Origin of the sequence: Corynebacterium dentalis (assembly GCF_900232865.1) — a bacterium.
GTDB classification, from domain to species: domain Bacteria; phylum Actinomycetota; class Actinomycetes; order Mycobacteriales; family Mycobacteriaceae; genus Corynebacterium; species Corynebacterium dentalis.
This window is the reverse complement of sequence record NZ_OCTS01000002.1, coordinates 152233-171217: the sequence shown is the minus strand read 5'-3', so window position 1 is coordinate 171217 and position 18985 is coordinate 152233. Positions and strand designations below refer to the sequence as shown.

Annotated in this window: 14 protein-coding genes; 9 read left to right on the top strand and 5 right to left on the bottom strand. The window is 61.6% G+C overall.

Features of this window, described 5'->3' with window-relative positions:
- The first annotated feature begins 198 nt into the window (after positions 1-198).
- Both CS919_RS02365 and CS919_RS02360 read left to right on the top strand, forming a co-directional pair.
- The gene (locus tag CS919_RS02365; RefSeq protein ID WP_099297885.1) at positions 199-3621 is read left to right on the top strand and encodes an error-prone DNA polymerase; all 3423 of its coding nucleotides are present in this window, start codon (positions 199-201) and stop codon (positions 3619-3621) included.
- 97 nt (positions 3622-3718) lie between these two features.
- Entirely contained in the window at positions 3719-4906 is a 1188-nt protein-coding gene (locus tag CS919_RS02360; protein WP_159460945.1) for a CE1 family esterase, read from the top strand.
- Here CS919_RS02360 and CS919_RS02355 read toward each other — a convergent pair.
- Together CS919_RS02355 and CS919_RS02350 are read right to left on the bottom strand one after the other, a co-directional pair.
- The gene (locus tag CS919_RS02355; protein WP_099297881.1) at positions 4899-6098 is read right to left on the bottom strand and encodes a DUF4272 domain-containing protein; all 1200 of its coding nucleotides are present in this window, start codon (positions 6096-6098) and stop codon (positions 4899-4901) included. The genes CS919_RS02360 and CS919_RS02355 overlap by 8 nt on opposite strands.
- A 73-nt stretch (positions 6099-6171) precedes the next feature.
- A complete protein-coding gene (locus tag CS919_RS02350; RefSeq protein ID WP_099297879.1) occupies positions 6172-7431 on the bottom strand; it encodes a saccharopine dehydrogenase family protein in 1260 nt (419 codons plus the stop codon).
- Positions 7432-7497: 66 nt separating this feature from the next.
- Between CS919_RS02350 and CS919_RS02345 the strand changes: the two genes are divergently transcribed.
- The 3 genes from CS919_RS02345 to CS919_RS02335 are packed head-to-tail and all read left to right on the top strand — an operon-like array spanning position 7498 to position 9297.
- Positions 7498-7983, top strand: a complete 486-nt coding sequence (locus CS919_RS02345; RefSeq protein WP_234990782.1) for a tRNA (cytidine(34)-2'-O)-methyltransferase — start codon at positions 7498-7500, stop codon at positions 7981-7983.
- Positions 7984-8002: 19 nt separating this feature from the next.
- A complete protein-coding gene (locus CS919_RS02340) occupies positions 8003-8854 on the top strand; it encodes a bifunctional methylenetetrahydrofolate dehydrogenase/methenyltetrahydrofolate cyclohydrolase (protein WP_099297877.1) in 852 nt (283 codons plus the stop codon).
- A gap of 32 nt (positions 8855-8886) precedes the next feature.
- Positions 8887-9297, top strand: a complete 411-nt coding sequence (locus CS919_RS02335; RefSeq protein ID WP_099297875.1) for a DUF3017 domain-containing protein — start codon at positions 8887-8889, stop codon at positions 9295-9297.
- Between the two features lie 4 nt (positions 9298-9301).
- Here CS919_RS02335 and metX read toward each other — a convergent pair whose 3' ends face one another.
- The 3 genes from metX to CS919_RS02320 form a co-directional block, all read right to left on the bottom strand.
- Positions 9302-10468, bottom strand: a complete 1167-nt coding sequence (gene metX, locus CS919_RS02330) for a homoserine O-acetyltransferase MetX (RefSeq protein WP_099298033.1) — start codon at positions 10466-10468, stop codon at positions 9302-9304.
- Between the two features lie 82 nt (positions 10469-10550).
- Positions 10551-11882: an O-acetylhomoserine/O-acetylserine sulfhydrylase gene (locus tag CS919_RS02325; protein ID WP_099297873.1), complete on the bottom strand. Its 1332-nt coding sequence runs from the start codon at positions 11880-11882 to the stop codon at positions 10551-10553.
- Positions 11883-12191: 309 nt separating this feature from the next.
- The gene (locus CS919_RS02320) at positions 12192-14414 is read right to left on the bottom strand and encodes an NADP-dependent isocitrate dehydrogenase (RefSeq protein ID WP_099297871.1); all 2223 of its coding nucleotides are present in this window, start codon (positions 14412-14414) and stop codon (positions 12192-12194) included.
- Between the two features lie 266 nt (positions 14415-14680).
- Here CS919_RS02320 and CS919_RS02315 point away from each other — a divergent pair, with 266 nt between their 5' ends.
- The 4 genes from CS919_RS02315 to trpS all read left to right on the top strand — a co-directional run bounded on the left by CS919_RS02315 (position 14681) and on the right by trpS (position 18937).
- Positions 14681-15943 (top strand): MFS transporter, encoded by a 1263-nt coding sequence (locus CS919_RS02315; RefSeq protein WP_370737741.1) that lies wholly within the window; start codon positions 14681-14683, stop codon positions 15941-15943.
- Positions 15944-16002: 59 nt separating this feature from the next.
- On the top strand, positions 16003-17016 hold the full coding sequence (locus tag CS919_RS02310; RefSeq protein WP_099297869.1) for an exodeoxyribonuclease III: 1014 nt from the start codon (positions 16003-16005) through the stop codon (positions 17014-17016).
- A gap of 71 nt (positions 17017-17087) precedes the next feature.
- Entirely contained in the window at positions 17088-17849 is a 762-nt protein-coding gene (locus CS919_RS02305; RefSeq protein WP_370737743.1) for a trimeric intracellular cation channel family protein, read from the top strand.
- 11 nt (positions 17850-17860) lie between these two features.
- Complete coding sequence (gene trpS / locus CS919_RS02300) at positions 17861-18937, top strand: tryptophan--tRNA ligase (RefSeq protein WP_099297865.1); 1077 nt, start codon at positions 17861-17863, stop codon at positions 18935-18937.
- The last annotated feature ends 48 nt before the right edge of the window (positions 18938-18985 follow it).

Sequence of the window (18985 nt, the reverse complement as noted above, 5' to 3'; positions counted from 1 at the left end):
GTCCTCTTTCTTTCGTCGAGTTGGCCGGTGAGGCGGCCTAAGGGTTGGGGGAAAATTTAGCACCCAGCCCACAAAATGAACAACTCGGTCTAGTTTGCCATTTTTCTCGTGCGGGAACTAGGGGTTTCGAGGAAAGAGTTGAAAGAGAGCATTATATAGAACATATGAACCAATATGCGCTAAGCTGCAAGCGTGTCTATGAACGCTGCATCGCTGAGCTGGTCGCGGTTGGAGAGGATCCTCTCCAGCAAGTCGGCCGGTACTTTGCATGCGGTGGGCATCGGTGAAGGTAAGCGGGTCGAGTTCTTCGATGACGCGGGTTCTGGTGAGCAGGAAGATCGACGCCAACGCCGCGCCGCCCGGGCTGCCCAGGCAGTGCCTTTTGCGGAACTTCATGCTTGCAGTGCCTATAACTTTTTGCGCGGAGCCAGCGAACCGGAAGACCTCGTAGAGCAAGCTGCCGAACTTGAGATTAGTGCTCTGGCCTGCCTGGATAGGGATGGGTTTTATGGTGCCGCGCGTTTCGCCGCCGCTGCGGCGGAACGCGGAGTAGCTACGGTATTCGGTGCGGAGCTGTCCACAAGTGGGGCGCAGGCAGAGCCGCTGGCGGTGCTGTGCCGAGGCGAGGAAGGGTATCGCCGGCTCTCGCGGGCGATGACAGACGCGCACATGGCGGACCGGGACAAAAATGTGGTGGTCTACCCGCCGATGGAGGAGCTCGCCCGCTATGCCTTCGATGAACAAGGCGGCTGCCATTGGATAGTGGTGGTGGGGTGGAGTATGGCGTCGAAAATAAAAGAAATCGTGCGTGCATTCGGTAAAGAAAACTGTGCAGTGGAGCTGCAACAGACGATGCAGCCCATTGACGCAGACCGCAACGAACAGCTGCATGCCCTGGCAAAACGATGGGGGCTGCGGGAGTTTGTGAGCAGCGTGCCCACCTGCGCGGTGCCACACCAAGCACGGCTGGCCGGGGTTAAGCGTGCGCTGCACGAGCATAAAGACGTGGGCGCGGCCGAGGCCACGACACATCCGCTGGGCGGGGCGTGGCTGCGCACGGGAGAGGAGATGCTCCAGCTGGCGGGCGATAACGCGTGGCTCAGGGAGGCCGTGGCGAACACGGTGGAGATCGCGCAGGAATGCGCCTTCACGCTCAACCTCATTGCGCCGAACCTGCCCAATTTTCCCGTGCCACCGGGGCACACAGAGATGAGTTGGCTGCGGGAGGAGACCTATCGCGGAGCCACGGTGCGCTATGGGGCGCGGCCGGACACAGCGGGAGAGGCAGACACTGCCAACTCCGCCACCGCGAAGGCCTGGGCGATGATCGATAGAGAGCTAGACGTCATCGACAAGCTCGGGTTTCCGGGATACTTTTTGATCGTTCATGACATCGTCAGCTTCTGCCACTCCGCCAACATCCTGTGCCAAGGGCGCGGGTCGGCAGCTAACTCCGCGGTGTGCTTTGCCCTAGGGATCACCAACGTGGACGCAGTGGCCGCGGGTCTGCTGTTTGAGCGCTTCCTGTCCCCAGAGCGCGACGGGCCGCCGGATATCGACGTAGACATCGAATCCGGACGCAGAGAAGAAGCCATCCAGTACGTCTACTCCCGCTACGGCCGGGATAACGCTGCGCAGGTGGCCAACGTCATCACCTACCGCCGCAAGGGAGCGCTGCGCGATGCCGCCCGAGCGCTGGGCTACGCCCCCGGCCTCGTGGATGCGTGGTCCCGGGGGACGGAAGAACCACCGGAGATCGTCAGCAGTGTTGCGGAACAGCTGAAGAATCAGCCCCGCCACCTGGGCATTCACTCCGGCGGCATGGTGATCTGCGACCGGCCAATCGCCCACGTGGTGCCCACAGAATGGGCGCGCATGGAAAACCGCAGCGTGGTGCAGTGGGACAAGGACGACTGCGCCACCGTGGGCCTTGTGAAGTTCGACCTGCTGGGCCTGGGCATGCTGGAGGCCATCCATCACGGCCTGGACCAAGTCCGCACCCACCGCGGCGGGCGCAACATCGAGCTGTGGCGGCTAGACCCCGTGGAAAAAGAGGTCTATGACATGCTCAGCCGCGCCGATGCCATCGGCGTGTTCCAGGTGGAATCCCGCGCGCAGCTCAACACGCTGCCCCGCCTACGCCCGCGGACGTTCTACGACCTCGTGGTGGAAGTCGCGCTGATCCGGCCGGGCCCTATCCAAGGCGGATCCGTGCACCCGTACATCCGCCGACGCAACGGCGAGGAGCCCGTCACCTTCGACCACCCCTGCCTAGAGCCCGCCCTGACGAAAACCCTGGGCATCCCGCTGTTTCAGGAGCAGCTCATGCAGGTGGTGGTGGATGCCGCCGGGTTTAGCGGGGCAGAGGCCGATACCCTGCGCCGCGCGATGGGCTCCAAGCGCTCGCCGGAGAAGATGGAGCAGATGCGCACCCGTTTCTACGAGGGCCTGCGGGACACCAACGGCATCACCGGCGAGGTGGCAGACCGGTTGTGGGACAAGATCGTGGCGTTCGCCTCCTACGGTTTTCCTGAATCCCACGCGCAGTCATTCGCCTCGCTGGTTTACTATTCTGCCTGGTTAAAGCACCATTACCCGGCCGAGTTCTGCGTGGCTTTGCTGCGCGCCCAGCCGATGGGTTTCTACTCGCCGCAGTCCTTGATTGCCGATGCCCGGCGCCACGGCGTGCGCATCCTCCCCGTCCACATCAACGAATCCGGTGTGGAAGCGGACACCGTGGTGGATTGTCCGGATCTTAATTGTCCGACGCCGGACTCACCCCACAACCAACCCCGCGGCATTCACGGGCTGGGCCGCGGCACCGCGGAACCGGTGGGCTCCATCCGGCTGGGACTGGCCTCCATCACCGGCATCGGCACGGCCGTAGCCGAGCGGATCGTCGATGTCCGCGAGCGGCTTGGCGAATACCACAGCATCAGCGACCTCTCCCGCGAGGCGGACCTGACGGTGGCACAAGTGGAACACCTGGCCCGAGCCGGAGCCCTAGAGCCGCTGGGAATGTCCCGCAGGCAGGCCGTATGGGCAGCCGGTATCGCAGCGACCGAACGTGCAGGGATGCTGCCTGGAACGTCACACCTGGACGCGCCCGCCCTGCCCGGCATGAGCTCGTTTGAATTGGCCGCTGCGGATCTGGCCAGCACCGGGGTCACCCCGGAGGGACACCCCGTGGAATTGCTGCGGGGCTACCTCAACTCGTGGCACGAACAGCCCATACGGACAGGAGCGAAGGCGGGGCAGATTCGCGGAGGGGCGGCCGTGGTGGCGTCGGAAAGATTACTGACGGCACCCAACGGAACACGCGTGCGGGTGGCAGGGGTGGTCACGCACAGACAACGTCCCATGACAGCAGGTGGCGCCGTGTTTTTCGGCATTGAGGACGAAACCGGGATGGCCAACGTGATGGTGACCAAGGGACTGTGGAGCAAGCAGCGCGTGGAGGCGCTGAGCACGCGCCTGGTGGTGATCCGCGGGATTGTGTACAACTCCACGGGCGCGGCATCCGTGACGGCGGATCTGATCGAGCCGGTGGAAGCGGAGCTGGTGGCCGCGGGGATGGGGCAGGCGGCGCAACTGGGAAGCCGATCGCGAGACTTCCAGTGAGCGTGCACCAACCCCATTGCCGTGACCCTGGCCATAAACCCCCAGCTGGCGGCGCGGTGCTTTGACACTGATGAGACCGATTACCAAAATCAACGATGTGACTCACCGACCCACCCCGCAGCAATACAAGCGCCGCCGCATCGCCGCGGCGTGCCTTGCTGCGCTGCTCGTGGTGGTAGCGATCTCCATAGGAGTGACTGCACAACGGACAACCGGCTGGTCAACAGCCGATCTGGAAAAGCAACTGGTGGCGGCAGAGCCAGAGAGCAATACCAAGTCCAACGAGGCCGTCCCGCGCATGCCGGAGGGCGAAAAGCCCGATATCGCTCCCGTGGCGCGAACCTCGCACGGCCAGGGCACCATCCTCGATGCCCCTGCTCCGGGCCACTCCGCGCGCATTTGGGTGACCACGGGAGGCGAACGTCGCGCTGCCTACGTCCAAGTGCCGAAAGCAGCAGCGGACGGGGAGCCCACTCCGCTGGTCATGGCATTCCACGGATACGAGGAAACGCCCACCAGCATGGCCGAATACTCCGGCCTCGGCGCCGCATGGGGCAAAGACGGGGGCGACGGAGCCATCGTGGTCTACCCCGAAGGCAAAGGCAAAGCGTGGGAAGGCGCGCCCTATTCCAAGACCTCCAATGGGCAGGATCAGCAGTTCGTCCGCGATCTGCTGGACCGCTTGAGCGCAACGTACTCCGTGGACGCCACCCGCATCTACGCGGCGGGCATGTCCAACGGCGGTGGGCTGGGGCTGAAGCTGGCGTGCGACATGCCGCACCAGTTCTCAGCCATCGCCAGCGTGGCTGGTGCCTACTACCCAGGGACATGGAAGGGTTGTGCCACACGGCAATCTGATCCAGCGAAGCCAGACAGCGTGCGCTTTGTCAAAGCTCCCACCACGCCGTTCTTGGAGATTCACGGGCGCGAAGACGAGACCATTGAATACCGCGGAGGTACCCGGCACGGCAGCCCTTACCTGGCCCCGATGCGAGTAGCCAGCCTGTACGCCGGACGCTCCGGCTGCTTCGGCGCTCCGCGCGTGGTGACCGTGACCAGCAAGGTCAACCGAGTGGAATGGCCCAGCTGCGCGAATAACTCCGAGGTCATGCACATCTCCATCGCCGATGCGGCGCACACCTGGCCGGGCGAGATGAAGGGATCCTCAGGTGTCGGAGAAGTCAGGCGTGGCGAAGGCGGAGAATCCAACCGCACGAATGACACCATCACGGCAACTAACGAGGTCCTAGCGTTCTTCGAACGCCATCGCGGCTTGACTATGTAGACAGATCCACGTCTTCGTAGTCTGTGGTGGGGTTGACCAGCCATGCCAGCGCGCGGTGGCGCTCCAGCAGGATCGATTCCTGGGCAGGCTCCAGCTGGAACGGAGCCCCAGCTCCGGCAGAACCAGCACCGGCCTCATCTTGAGCAGCCTTGAGCGCCTGATCCACCGCAAACCAGCGCAGAGAAAACGTGTACTCCAGCGCATCGCAGATTAAGGACAGCGGCTGCGGGGGCACGTGGGACGCGGCACCGGAATCCAACAACTGCGTGGCCAGCTTCTCTGGATCCGGGGCGTTGAGCTCAAACGGATCCGTCTGCGTCACTCCAATGGCCCATCCCAGCATCTCTGAGGCCACAAAACCCCACTGGACCTGGAACGCTTGCTCGGTCAGTTCGGTGGGATACACCGGGGAATCGACAGAACCGATGGTATTGAACCGGCGCACGGCGTCGAGAAAACTACGCTCGCTTCCCGTCACCGAAGAACCACCGCTGCGATCCGCACCAACGCGATCATCACGAACACCGATGCGGCCCAGCTGGCTGTCCACGTCCACGGACTGCCCGGCCACCACGTCCACCGCGATGCGCGCCAGCGTCACCAAAGTCTGCGCACGCTCCAGAATCTCGGACGGGCGGCGCACCACAACCTCCGTCTCACCAATGACCGGTGGCAAGAACGGGCTGATGCGGATGCCTTCCTCCCACAGCCTGCCGCGAATCCGATCCCTGCGGGCCGTGGCTAGCTCGGTGTGGGGAGCGGAAAGAATCTCCTGACCGGAGGAATTCTGCGGGTCCAGCAGGTCTGCGCCATCGGCATTGCGGACGGTGCCGTCTGGCAGAAGGAAGATCGCATTGGCTTCCTTGGCCCACGCGGAAAATTCTGTCAAGGAGAAATCTTCTGGGCGCTCGAAGACATAGTGCCGGCGCACCTGGAAGATGTGTTGAAACACGGAGTGAATGGTGGGGTTGTACTCCCCGGCGCGCTCGATTCCCTGGTCGCGGGCGTATCCGGCGAAGCCGTTGAGGTGCTCCTGCAGGTCCAGCGCCTCGCTGCCAGCAGCCAATTCTGCGACGAAAGGGCCAACCTCCTCCGGCTCCACCAGCGAGCGAACGTACGTCGGACCGGCACCCGAGCCCGTCCAGGCAACGTCATCCCGGACGGTGGAGTACGCATTCACAAAGATTCCCATGAGGAACAAGGATAGGGAATGATCTGCATTAATGCGCAGTAAACGCAGGGTTTGTGCGTAGTGGTTACGCCCGTTAGGCCCGTTCTGCGGTGATCGTCAGGCCTGCGGCGCGCAGACGATCGGCATAAGCGGTTCCCAATGCGGTGGCTGGGGTGAGGATTCCTCCTGCACGTTCCGGCAGCTTGTCCTGATCCAGTGCCAATGCCAGTGCAGCTTCGCTGAGCATGACGGTAGTGGCCTTGTAACCGGGGTCGCCCTGCGCAGATACCGTCGAGATGTAGCGCTTGCCAGACTCGGTGGTGCCGTAGTGCGTGGTCTTGAAGAAGCCATTTTCGCGCTCTTCCTTGGATGGGCCTTCGCCTGGTTCTGGCACCCAGCGGGACAGCAGTGGGCGCAGTTTGTCCACGTTGAGCAGGGTGAATCCTAGCCCCAGCGCGCCGGCCATGGTGAATGCGCGCAACCGGCCCTTGATGCCGGTGCCGGTGGGGAGGTACTCGCCGTAGCGCAGGCGTGGGCCGTAGGCGTGGTCCAGGAGGGAATTGGAACGACGCACAACTCGCGTATTGCTTCCAGCCATCAAGAACGGCCCTGCCCATCCCTGTGGGCCACCGTGCTCTGCGGTGTTGATGATGCCGATGTCTGGCTGGGATCCCAGCTCAGAATCGTCCTGGGCGGGGTCAGCGGCGCGGTCTGCGCTGATGCCGTAGGGGTCACCGATGGCGCGGGCGCCTTCGGGATCCTTCTTGGCTTCTGCAGTCTGCACGCGCATGGAATCGATAGTTCCTCCGGACAGGCCACCCTTCATCTTGACCAGCATGGTGGCCTCGGTGAGAGGTTCGCCGGATTCCTTGGCGGCCTCATGCAGCATCAGCATGCCGATATCGCTGGGAACGGAATCGAAGCCACAGGCGTGCACGATCCGGGCACCGGACTTCTCGGCGGTGGAGTGGAACTTGGAGATCGTGCGGTGCATGAACAGCACCTCACCGCACAGGTCCACGTAGTGGGTGCCGGCTTCAGCACATGCGCGCACCAGCTCCTCGCCGTAGCGGGTGTAAGGACCCACGGTGGAGATGATGGCGGTGGACTGCTCGGCCAGGTTGTGCAGGGAGGGGGCATCAAAAGAATCGGCGACAATGATTGGCCACTCGCGTACGGTCTCCACGCCGGAGTCCTGAGCGATCTCGCTGCGTACCTTCTCCAGCTTGGATTGGTTACGCCCGGCCAAGGCGATGGTCGCGCCCTGGGGAGCATGGTTGGCCAGGTACTCTGCAGTGAGGCGACCCACAAAACCAGTGGCGCCAAAGAGGGTTACATCAATGCTCTTAGTCATATATTCGTTTCTACAGGTAGATGGTTTCTCGTGGTTCAAGACCCAACAACGCGCAGCTCAGATGAGGTGACGCCACCACGCGCCGGGCTGATCAACGTCATTTTTGACCGCCCGGTCATCCCTCCGAATACGGGCAACGCGATCCGCATGTGCGCCGGTGCTGGCGCATCGTTGCATCTTGCGGGTCCGTTGGGTTTCAATTTCGACGAAAAGAACGTCAAGCGCGCGGGCTTGGATTACCACGATCTGGCGGATGTCACCCAGCACGCGAATTTTCACGAGGCCTTCATGGCACTTCCTAAATCCCGCATCTTTGCGTTTTCCGCCCACGCGGACGTGTGGCATACGGATATTGAGTACCAGCCGGGGGACGTGCTGCTGTTTGGTCCGGAGCCCACTGGTTTGGCAGAGGAGGTGCTGACCCATCCACGCATCACCCAGCAGGTGCGCATCCCCATGCTTCCCGGGCGGCGCAGCATGAATCTGTCTAATGCGGCTGCTGTAGCCACGTATGAGGCGTGGCGCCAGTTCGGATTCCCCGGCGGAGAATGAGCGTGGAATAATGGGGCGCATGGCTGCTACCAAACTGGATGGAAATATGTACCGCGATGAGATCTTTGCGGATCTCAAGACCCGCGTGGATGCGCTTCGTGACAAGGGTGTTACCCCGGGACTGGCCACCGTGTTGGTCGGTGAGGATCCAGCCAGCCAGTCCTATGTCCGCATGAAGCACCGCGATTGCGAACAGGTGGGCATCAACTCCATCCGCAAGGATCTACCGGCGGATGTTTCCCAAGAAGAGCTGAACGCCACGATTGACGAGCTCAACGAGGATCCAGCCTGCACCGGCTACATCGTGCAGCTGCCTTTGCCGAAGCACCTCGATGAGAACGCCGTGCTGGAGCGCATCGATCCCGCCAAGGATGCCGATGGCCTGCACCCGGTGAACCTTGGCAAGCTCGTGCTCAACGAGCCAGCGCCGCTGCCGTGCACCCCGAACGGCGCAATCTCCCTGCTCCGCCGCTTCGACGTGGAGCTCAACGGAGCCAAGGTAGTGGTGATTGGCCGCGGAGTGACCGTGGGTCGCCCCATTGGCTTGATGCTGACCCGCCGGTCAGAAAATTCCACCGTCACCCTGTGCCATACCGGTACCAAGGATCTGGCTGCAGAGACGAAGAACGCGGATGTCATCGTGGCCGCTGCTGGCGTGCCACACATGCTCACCACGGACATGATCAAGCCCGGCGCAGCAGTGCTGGACGTGGGTGTCTCCCGCAAGGACGGCAAACTGTTGGGTGATGTGCACCCAGACGTGTGGGACGTCGCTGGTTTCGTTTCCCCCAACCCCGGCGGTGTGGGCCCATTGACCCGCGCATTCCTGGTGCGCAACGTGGTCGAGCGCGCTGAAAAGCTCAACAAGTAACCCGCTAGCGTAACTACGCCCAAGGTTTCTGCATGTCCCACCCCGTACAGTCGCCGAACGAGCGCCAGCCTCTGATCGATAAGGGCCACGAGGTGTCCAAGCCTGCCCAAGTGGGCGACGCCCGCGCCCGGCTGTTGGACAATCCTCATGACCGCGCCGTCCCCGCTTCGCCGCTCCCTGCCGTGGCGCAGCGAGTGTTGGTGGGCTTGTTCGCGGTGATGGTTGTGTTTGCTCTGCTGTGGATCGCGCAGGAGCACTGGCGCCGCGGAGCGTCCGTGCTGGGCGGGGCACTGGTGTACCTCGCGGTGATCCGCTGGCTGGTGGATTCCCGCATCATGGGCGTGCTGGCGGTGCGGAGCAGGAAGTTCGATTCCCTTTTCACCGCCCTGCTGGGTTTCGCGATGCTGTGGATCGCCGTCAGCGTGGATCCCCTGGGAAGCTAGCCGCTTACTCCCGCACGTCCTGGCAGATGTGCTCGGCCTTGAGTAGGAACTTCTGCAGAATCAATCCCATCTGACGGCCTTCGATCAAGAATCCATCGTGGCCGGTCGGGGATGTGATTTGAGATAGCCCGATGAAGTCTCCCAAGTTGCGCGACAGGTGCTCCTGCTGGTGCCACGGGTACAGAATGTCCGTGTCCACACCAGCGATCATCGTCGGCACTTGCGATTTCGCCAAGGCCGCATTCATTCCGCCGCGCCCACGCCCCACATCGTGCCGGTTGAGGGCATCAGTGAGGGCAACATAGCTGCCTGCGTCGAAACGTTCCTTTAACTTTTCAGCCTGCCGGTCCAGGTAGCTCTCCACGGCGAACCGCTGGTCAGCCCGGCGATACGCGCCGTAGGGGTTTTCGTTTCTTTGTGGGTCGACGCCAAACCGCTCGTCAATCTCCAGCTCACCGCGATAGGTCAAGTGAGCGATCCTCCGGGCTTGGCCCATGCCTTCCGCAGGGGTGTGGCCGGTTTCGTAGTAGTCACCGCCGTGCCAGTGCGGATCGTTTTCGATGAAGCGGATCTGGCTGGATTGCAGACCGATCTGCCACGCGGAGGCGCGGGCGCTGACGGCGATGGGGAGCGCGGCCCCCACGTAATCGGGGAACATCAGTGTCCATTCGAGCGTGCGCGCGCCACCCATCGAGGCGCCGATCACGGCTTGAATGTGGGAGATGCCGAGTGCATCAATCAGTGCCTTTTCGGCGGTGACCATGTCCCGGATGGAGATACCGGGGAAGCGCGAACCCCACGCTTTGCCGTCCGGGTGTGGCGAACAGGGTCCCGTGGATCCCATGCATCCGCCCAGGACGTTGCTGCACAAGATCAGGTAGCGCGTAGTGTCTAACGGCTTGTGCGGACCGACCATCTCGAACCACCAGTCGGCCAGGTTTCCATCGCCAGTGAGCGCGTGCTCGATCAGAAGTATGGGCCGCTGGTCTACATCCAGCCCGGGCTCGGGACCTTCGGAGAAATCGGCGTAGTTCGGATCGGCAGAGGTGGCGTCGTAGAAGGCGAAGAAGGAGATCTGCACATCCGGAATGGTGACGCCGGCCTCGGTGACCACATCGCCCACGGAAATCGTGGTGGACTGCCCTGATGCGGGTAGGAGGTCAACGTTCACCATGGGGTTTCCTTCGGAGCGCGTGGAAAAGGGTCACAAAGTGTGGCGTGATGTGCGCCACACACATGCAGTGAACCTTAGACTAAATGGCCTCGAAGCCGCGCTTCAAATCGGCCAGAATGTCATCGATGTCCTCGATACCCACGGACAGGCGCACGGTGGCCTTCGTGATACCACCGCGAGCCAAACCAGCCTCATCGGACTGAGAGTGCGTGGTGGTGGCGGGGTGAACCACCAGGGAGCGCACGTCGCCCACGTTGGCGAGGTTGGAGTGCAGCTTCAGGGCATCGATGAACTTCCATGCCAGGTCGCGGGCGGCATCGCTGTTGGCATCCTCGATCTTCAGATCGAACGCGAGCACGGAACCGGTGTAATCCAAGCCCAGTTCCTGCTTGACGGAGTACCACGGGGAAGACTCAAGACCCGCGTAGTTCACGGTGCCGACCTTGTCATTGGCAGCCAGGAACTCGGCAACCGCGCGGGCGTTCTCATTGTGCTTGTTCACGCGGAGAGACAGGGTGTCCAGACCCTGCGCGATGACCCATGCGTTGAGGGCGGACAGCGTAGCGCCGGTATCGCGGAGCAGACCCACGCGTGCCTTGAGGCCGAAAGCGGCTGGGGCCAGGTCAGCGTACTTCAGTCCGTGGTAGGCAGGATCTGGGGTGACGAAGCCGGGGAAGACTGGCTTACCGTTGCGCTCTACGGTCCAGTCAAACTTGCCACCATCGATGAGGATGCCGCCCAGAGCGGAACCGTTGCCCGTGTAGAACTTGGTCAGGGATGCCACCACGACGTCCGCGCCCAGTTCCAGCGGGCGAACCAGTGCGGCGGTAGCCAAGGTGTTGTCCACGATCAGCGGTACCTGGTTCTTGTGGGCCAGCTCTGCGATCACGGGGATATTGAGCACGTCCGCCTGCGGGTTGGCAAAGGTCTCGCCGTAGAAGGCCACGGTGTTGTCCTGAACCGCTGCCTGCCAAGACTCTGGATCGTCAGGGTTTTCCACGAACGTCACGTCGATTCCCAGACGCTTCAGGGTGACCTGGAAGAGGGTCTCGGTACCTCCGTAGAGGCGAGGGGAGGTCACGATGTGGTCGCCTGCGCCAGCGAGGTTCAGAATCGCGGCCGTTTCCGCAGCCTGACCGGAAGCAAACGCGACGCCATGCACGCCACCTTCCAGCGAGGTCACCCGGTTTTCCACTGCTTCCACCGTGGGGTTGGTCAGGCGGGAGTAAACGGGACCCAGGTCCTCCAGCGCGAAGCGCTGCTTGGCGTGCTCAGCGGAATCGAACACGAAAGAAGTGGAGAAGTGGATGGGGAGGTTGCGGGCTCCGGTGGAATCCACTTCCTGTCCGGCGTGGATCTGGCGGGTGGCGAATCCCCAGTTGGCTACGTCTGAGTTGTCGTACTTAGTCATGGTGAGTGCTTCCTGTTCTGCTATCGGTGAGGTGTCTAGTTCACTGTATTTGTTGCTTGAGCGTTTGATGCTTAATGAGAATTCATTAAAGACTTGACTGCCGACTATAGCGGGGAAGCGGGACGAAACAAACCGCTCTGTCTATTTTTCTTAGACCGTGGCGGAAAATTGCAGGTGGAATGCGGTGTGTTGTGCGGACTGCTTGGTCTGTTTTAACGGTTGAGAGGCAAAAAGTGGGGAAGTCGGCGATTTCCGACCTCCCCACTTAATTGTTAAGGCCCTCAGTTCTGAGGGGCCTTACGCAAGAAGTTACTTGTTCTTGTTCAGCCCATCGATGATCTCGTTGAAAGCCTTGGATGGGCGCATGACCTGGTTGGTCTTGTCCTCGTCCACCCAGTAGTAGCCGCCGAGATCCACTGGCGAGCCTTGGATATCCAGCAACTCCTTGGAGATCTCCGCTTCCTTTTCTTCCAGCTGCTCTGCCACGGGCTTGAAGATCTCCGCCATCTCGGAATCCTTCGTCTGCTTGGCAAGCTCCTGTGCCCAGTACAGGGTCAGGTAGAAGTGAGAGCCACGGTTATCGATCTCGCCAACCTCGCGGGAAGGGGACTTGTCCTCGTCCAGCAGGCGCTCGGTAGCGATGTCCAGAGCGTCGCCCAGGATTGGGGTGTGAGGGTTGTTGTCGATCTCAGCCAGCTTGCGCAGAGACTCTGCAAGAGCCAAGAACTCGCCCAGGGAATCCCAACGCAGGTGGTTTTCTTCCTGCAGCTGCTGCACGTGCTTTGGAGCGGAGCCGCCAGCACCGGTTTCGAACAGACCGCCACCAGCGATCAGTGGAACCACAGAGAGCATCTTTGCGGAAGTTCCCAGCTCCATGATGGGAAAGAGGTCTGTCAGGTAGTCACGGAGCACGTTGCCCGTCACAGAGATGGTGTCCTCACCCTTGCGGATGCGGTCCAGGGAGACCTGGCATGCCTCTTCAGGAGGCAGGATGCGGATATCGAGTCCCTCGGTATCGTGATCCTTCAGGTACTTCTCCACCTGAGTGGTCATGTTGCGATCGTGAGCACGCTTCGGATCCAGCCAGAAGATCGCTGGCATGCCGCTCTCGCTCGCACGCTTGACGGCCAGCTTAACCCAGTCTTGGATGGGGACATCCTTAGCCTGGCATGCGCGCCAGATATCGCCAGGCTGCACGTTGTGCTCCACCAGCACCTCGCCGGCCTGATTGACTACCTGCACCTTGCCTTCAGCAGGGATCTTGAAGGTTTTATCGTGAGAGCCGTACTCTTCTGCCTTCTGCGCCATCAGACCAACGTTGGGGACCGTGCCCATCGTGGTGGGATCGAAGGCGCCGTTCTTGCGGCAGTCATCGATGACCACCTGGTAGATGCCCGCGTAGGAAGAATCTGGCAACACGGCCAAAGTGTCCTGCAGCTCGTTGTTCTCATTCCACATCTTGCCGGAGCTGCGGATCATCGCTGGCATGGACGCATCGACGATCACATCGGAAGGCACGTGCAGGTTCGTGATGCCCTTGTCGGAATTCACTTGAGCCAGCGCCGGGCCGTCCTTGAGTTCCTTGTCAAAGGCAGCCTTGATTTCCTCGCCATTTTCCAGATCGCGGAGACCGTCGTAGATCGACGCCAAGCCGTTCTCGCCGTTCAGGCCAGCTTCCATGAGCTCGTCGCCGTATTCGGCGAAGACGTCGGAAAAGAAGGCGCGCACCGCGTGACCAAAGATGATTGGGTCAGAAACCTTCATCATGGTGGCCTTAAGGTGAACAGAGAACAGCACGTCCTCGGCCTTGGCGCGGGCTACCTGAGCGCGCAGGAAGGAATCGAGGGCTTCCGCGGACAGCACGGAGGCATCCACGATCTCGTTTTCCAATACGGGCAGGGATTCGCGCAGCACGGTGGTAGAGCCGTTGGCCTCCACCAGCTGGATCCGCAGATCATCGTCCGCAGGCATGATCACGGACTGCTCGTTGTGGCGGAAATCGTCCGCTTCCATCGTCGCCACATTGGACTCATTGTCCGCAGACCATTCACCCATGGAGTGAGGGTGCTTGCGGGCGAAGTTCTTCACGGCCTTCGGCGCGCGGCGGTCGGAGTTGCCCTCGCGCAGCACGGGGTTGACGGCGGATCCCTTCACGCTGTCGTAGCGCTCGCGAGCATCCTTCTCTTCCTCGGTGGAAGGCTCGTCAGGGAAATCGGGGAGATCGTAGCCCGCGTCCTGCAACTCCTTGATGGCCGCCTTCATCTGCGGCACGGAAGCGGAGATGTTCGGCAGCTTCACGATGTTGGCATCGGGAGTTTTCGCCAGCTCGCCTAGCTCGGCCAGCGCGTCAGAGATCTGTTGATCTTCTGGCAGCTCGTCGTTGAAGGCGGCGATAATGCGGGCAGCTAAAGAAATGTCTCGGGTTTCCACATCAACGCCCGACGTAGAAGCAAACGCTTCCACGATTGGCTTCAGCGAGTAAGTGGCCAGAAGTGGCGCTTCGTCTGTGCGGGTGTAGATGATCTTTGCCATGAGGCTTTCTGTCTCCCTGCTTGGTGGGTGGGGTATCTTCTATTACTTCGGCTGTGCTCCGAGTGGGCGATCGTGTAGCGTTCGCCATCGGTTTTCAGCCGGTCTAGTGTTCAAGACTACGTGAAGTAACATGCCTGTGGCACGGCTGGGGCGCGGAGCAATAACCGTCCCCAAAGGCATAAATAACTTTAGAAATTTTTTCATTTGCGCCACTGGCGCCCACCTCAATAGACCTGCACTCAAAGATCAAGGTTTGATGCATTCCTGTGACTGAAAATAGCTCCACCCCCCGCACCCGCCCGAGCCTCCGCGCACCCCTGAAGCGTCATCCGTTGCCGCGACAGACCGAAATTTCGCATCGTCGCGTCATCATCACGATGGTCGCTATGGCGCTAGGTGGGTTCGGAATTGGCACCACCGAGTTCGTGGCCATGGGCCTGCTGAATCTGATAGCTTCGGATTTCCAAATCTCAGAGGACCAGGCTGGTCACGTCATCTCCGCCTACGCTCTGGGTGTGGTGGTGGGTGCGCCACTGATCACCACGTTGACGGGCCGGGTTCCGCGCCGTCGTTTGGCGCTGATCCTGATGATCGCATTCACTGTGGGCAACGGCCTGTCCGTGTTCGCCACTTCCTACGAGATGCTGCTGGTCTCCCGCTTCATCGCTGGCTTCCCCCACGGCGCGTACTTCTCCGTGGTGGCGCTGATCTCTGCGTCCTTGGCACCGACAGGCAAGCGCGGTAAGTACGTGGCTCTGTCTGGACTGGGTCTTTCGGTGGCCACGGTCATCGGCGTGCCCGCTGCACAGTGGATGGGCGCCACATTCGGATGGAACACCGCGTTCCTCGCTGTGGCCATTATCGGCGCGGTGACGTTTGTGGCCCTCTGGTTCGCTGTCCCGCACATGACTCAGATGCCGTCCACTAATCCCATGACGGAACTGGGTGCGCTCATCAACTCGCAGGTGCTGTTCACTTTGGGTATCGGCACCGTGGGCTTTGGAGGCATGTTCGCGGTCTACACCTACATCACGTTCAGCCTTACGGAGAACGCGGGATTTAGTGCCCATCTCATTTGGATTCCATTGATGGTCTACGGCATCGGCATGATCATCGGTACCTATGTGGGCGGCATGCTGGCGGATAAGAACTTGGAGTTCACCATCGTCGGTGTGCTGATCACTTTGATCTTCGTCCTCAGCGCTTTCTACTTCACCTCGCACGTCGCGTGGCTGGGCATCTTCAACTTCGGGCTCATTGGCACGATGGGTTCCATGCTGGTGCCCAGCCTCCAGACTCGCCTGATGGACGTGGCGGGCGAGGCACAGACTCTGGCCGCCGCGCTCAATCACTCCGCGTTGAATATGGCCAACGCTGCCGGCGCCGCCGTGGGTGGTGCAGTGATCGGTGCTGGTTATGGGTACTCCGCGCCGGCGCTCGCAGGTGCGATCATGGCCGCGTGCGGTGCGTTGTTGTGGATTCCGGCCTTCTTTCTTCGCCGACACCACACTCGCGCTACCACAAACTAATCCCCGCCCACCCAGCTGGTGGACTGTATTGTCTTGCCCACTCGCTAGGATGTGGTGCCATGAGTAGCTTTACCGTCGCCACTGTCAACGTCAACGGAATCCGCGCTGCCGCCAAACAGCGCAGCGAGGAAAACCGTGGCTTTCTCCTCTGGTTGGAGGAGTCTGGGGCGGATGTCGTCCTCATGCAGGAGGTTCGCGCTGATGAGAAGCAAACTCAGCAGGCGCTCGAGCCCGCCCTGGAAGCTGGGTGGCATCTCGCCCAAGCACCTGCAGCGGCCAAGGGGCGAGCGGGCGTAGGAATCCTGTCTCGCACGGAGCTCAAAGATGTGACCGTGGGATTCGGCCACGCTGACCTGGGAGAAGAGATCCCCGAGGCCAGGGAGTTTGATGAATCTGGTCGCTACGTTGAGGCCACGGTGGCGTCGGGCATGGAAAGGGTCGGGGACGTCACGGTGGCCAGCCTGTACCTGCCCTCTGGTTCCGCGAACACGGCAAAGCAAGACGAAAAGTACCGCTTCCTGGATGCTTTCGCGCCGTTCATGCACGCCCGCGCTGCGCAGGACACCCCGACCGTCATCGGTGGCGACTGGAACATTTGCCATCGCCGGGCGGACCTGAAGAACTGGAAGACCAATCGCACCAAGTCCGGCTACCTGCCGGACGAGCGCGCGTTCCTCGACCACGTCCTCGGCGTGTGGCCGGACGAAGCGACCCAGGTGGGCGATGCAGAAGATTCCGGCCGTAACGGCAACCCCGCCGGAGATGCCGGAGATTTCTACGGAGCGGTGGACTACGCCGCCGCCGAGCGCGCCCTGCAGCGCCTGCGCGATGGTGCTGCCACCCAACCGCAGTGGTTCGACGTCATGCGTCGCCTGGACCCAGAGTCCATGGACGTGTTCAGCTGGTGGACGTACCGCGGGCAGGCGTTTGATACCAACGCAGGGTGGCGCATCGACCTCCAAGTGGCCACCGAACAGCTGATGCAGCGCGCGCAGAAGGCGTGGGTGGACAAGGCTGCAGCGTATGACCTGCGGTGGAGCGACCACTCGCCTGTGTTCGTGGAATACGCATAAGCAACAGCCAGAGGGCGAAAGGGGGAGGAGTGCTGACAGTCTTGTACGTCATCGGTATCACGGCCGAGGCGATGACCGCAGCTTTGGCCGCAGGACGGCAACGCATGGACTTGTTCGGCGTGAGCATGATTGCCTGCGTCACCGCGCTGGGAGGGGGCACCGTGCGTGATCTGCTGCTGGGACACTATCCGCTGCGTTGGGTGGCGGAGCCGATATTCCTTTTGATCGTGGTGGGTGCGGCATTGGTGACAGTCTTCGCCAGTTTCCTCATGGCCTACTTCCGCACCATCTTCCTGATTCTGGATGCCATAGGCCTGGCTGCCTTTTCGGTACTTGGTACCCAGGTAGCGCTGTCCGGAGGTCACGGCCTGGTTATCGCCTGCATGGCCGCCGTAGTCACCGGCGTTTCCGGTGGCGTGATGCGCGATATTCTCTGCGACCGCGTCCCGCTGGTGTTCTCCGATGAGCTCTACGCCAGCATCGCGCTGATCGCGGGCCTGTCCTACAGCGCGATGCACCTGGCAGACGTACCGGAAAACTTGGCGGTGATCATCACGCTGAGCTCCGCGTTCATCCTGCGCATCCTGGCTATCTACTACTCCATCTCGCTGCCGGTCTTCGAATACCAAGAACGGGAGATCTCCCGCGACCCCGCAGGCAGACTCACCATGTGGATGCTGAATAAGGCGGGAGTGCGGCGTCGAGAAATGAGAAAACGAACCGTAGGTAACACCCAACAACGCAGGCGCGCACGGACTAACCGCACCGAAGGTGCTGCCACCGAGGCAGACAGCCCACGTCCCTACACAGAAGGCCCAGAGCAGCCGGAGTAAACTGCACACCCATGACCACGTCTGAAAACACCGAGACCGCGTCCACCAACGGCCCCACCAGCGGGGTGGGCGAAAAGAAGCAGCGAGTGGTGTCCGGACTGCAACCCACCAGCGATAGTTACCACCTCGGCAACTACCTGGGAGCAGTCAAGCAGTTCATTGAGCTGCAGAAGACGTATGACACCTTCTACTTCATCCCCGATCAGCACGCCATCACCGTGCCGGGATACAACCCCAAGGAGCTGCGTCAGCGCACCCTCGCGGGCGTGGCGCAATTGCTGGCCCTGGGCATCGACCCAGAACAATCCACCCTCTTTGTGCAATCGCACGTGCCGGAGCACAACCAGCTGGCGTGGATCCTCATGTGCATCACCGGCGACGGTGAAGCGCGCCGAATGACACAGTTCAAGGACAAGTCCGCCAAGCAGGGAAGTGATAACACCACCGCTGGGCTGTACGCCTACCCCATGCTCATGGCCGCGGATATCCTGCTCTACCGCCCGCACCTCGTGCCGGTGGGCGAGGACCAGCGCCAGCACCTGGAGCTGACCCGCAACCTCGCGGAACGCTTCAACTCCCGCTACAAGAAGACCTTCGTGGTGCCGGAAGGCTTCATCCCTCAGGGCGCGTCCAAGATCTACGACCTGCAGAACCCCAGGGCGAAGATGAGTAAGTCCACGGACAACCCCAAGGGCCTGATCAACTTGTTGGATGATCCCAAGGTCTCCGCGAAGCGCATCCGCAGCGCTGTCACGGATAACGATGGCGAGATCTGCTACGACAAGGAAAACAAGCCCGGCGTATCTAACTTACTGGTCATTCAGTCTTCTCTGACAGGCGAGTCTGTAGACAATATCGTGGAGGGTTACCAAAACTCCGGCGCCGGATACGGCGACCTGAAGAAGGACACAGCCGAGGCTCTGGAGGCGTTCACCACCCCGCTGCGCGCCACCTTCGACGAGTATATGAACGACCGCGCCCAGCTGGAACAGGTGCTGGCCGAAGGCGCCGACCGCGCACGCGAGATCGCCGCCCGCACCATTTCCCAGGTTTACGAGAATGTCGGTTTCCTCGCCCCTCCGCGTTAGACCATCTCCGCGCCGCACCCGCCCGCAGCGCATCAAAAACCCCCTTGC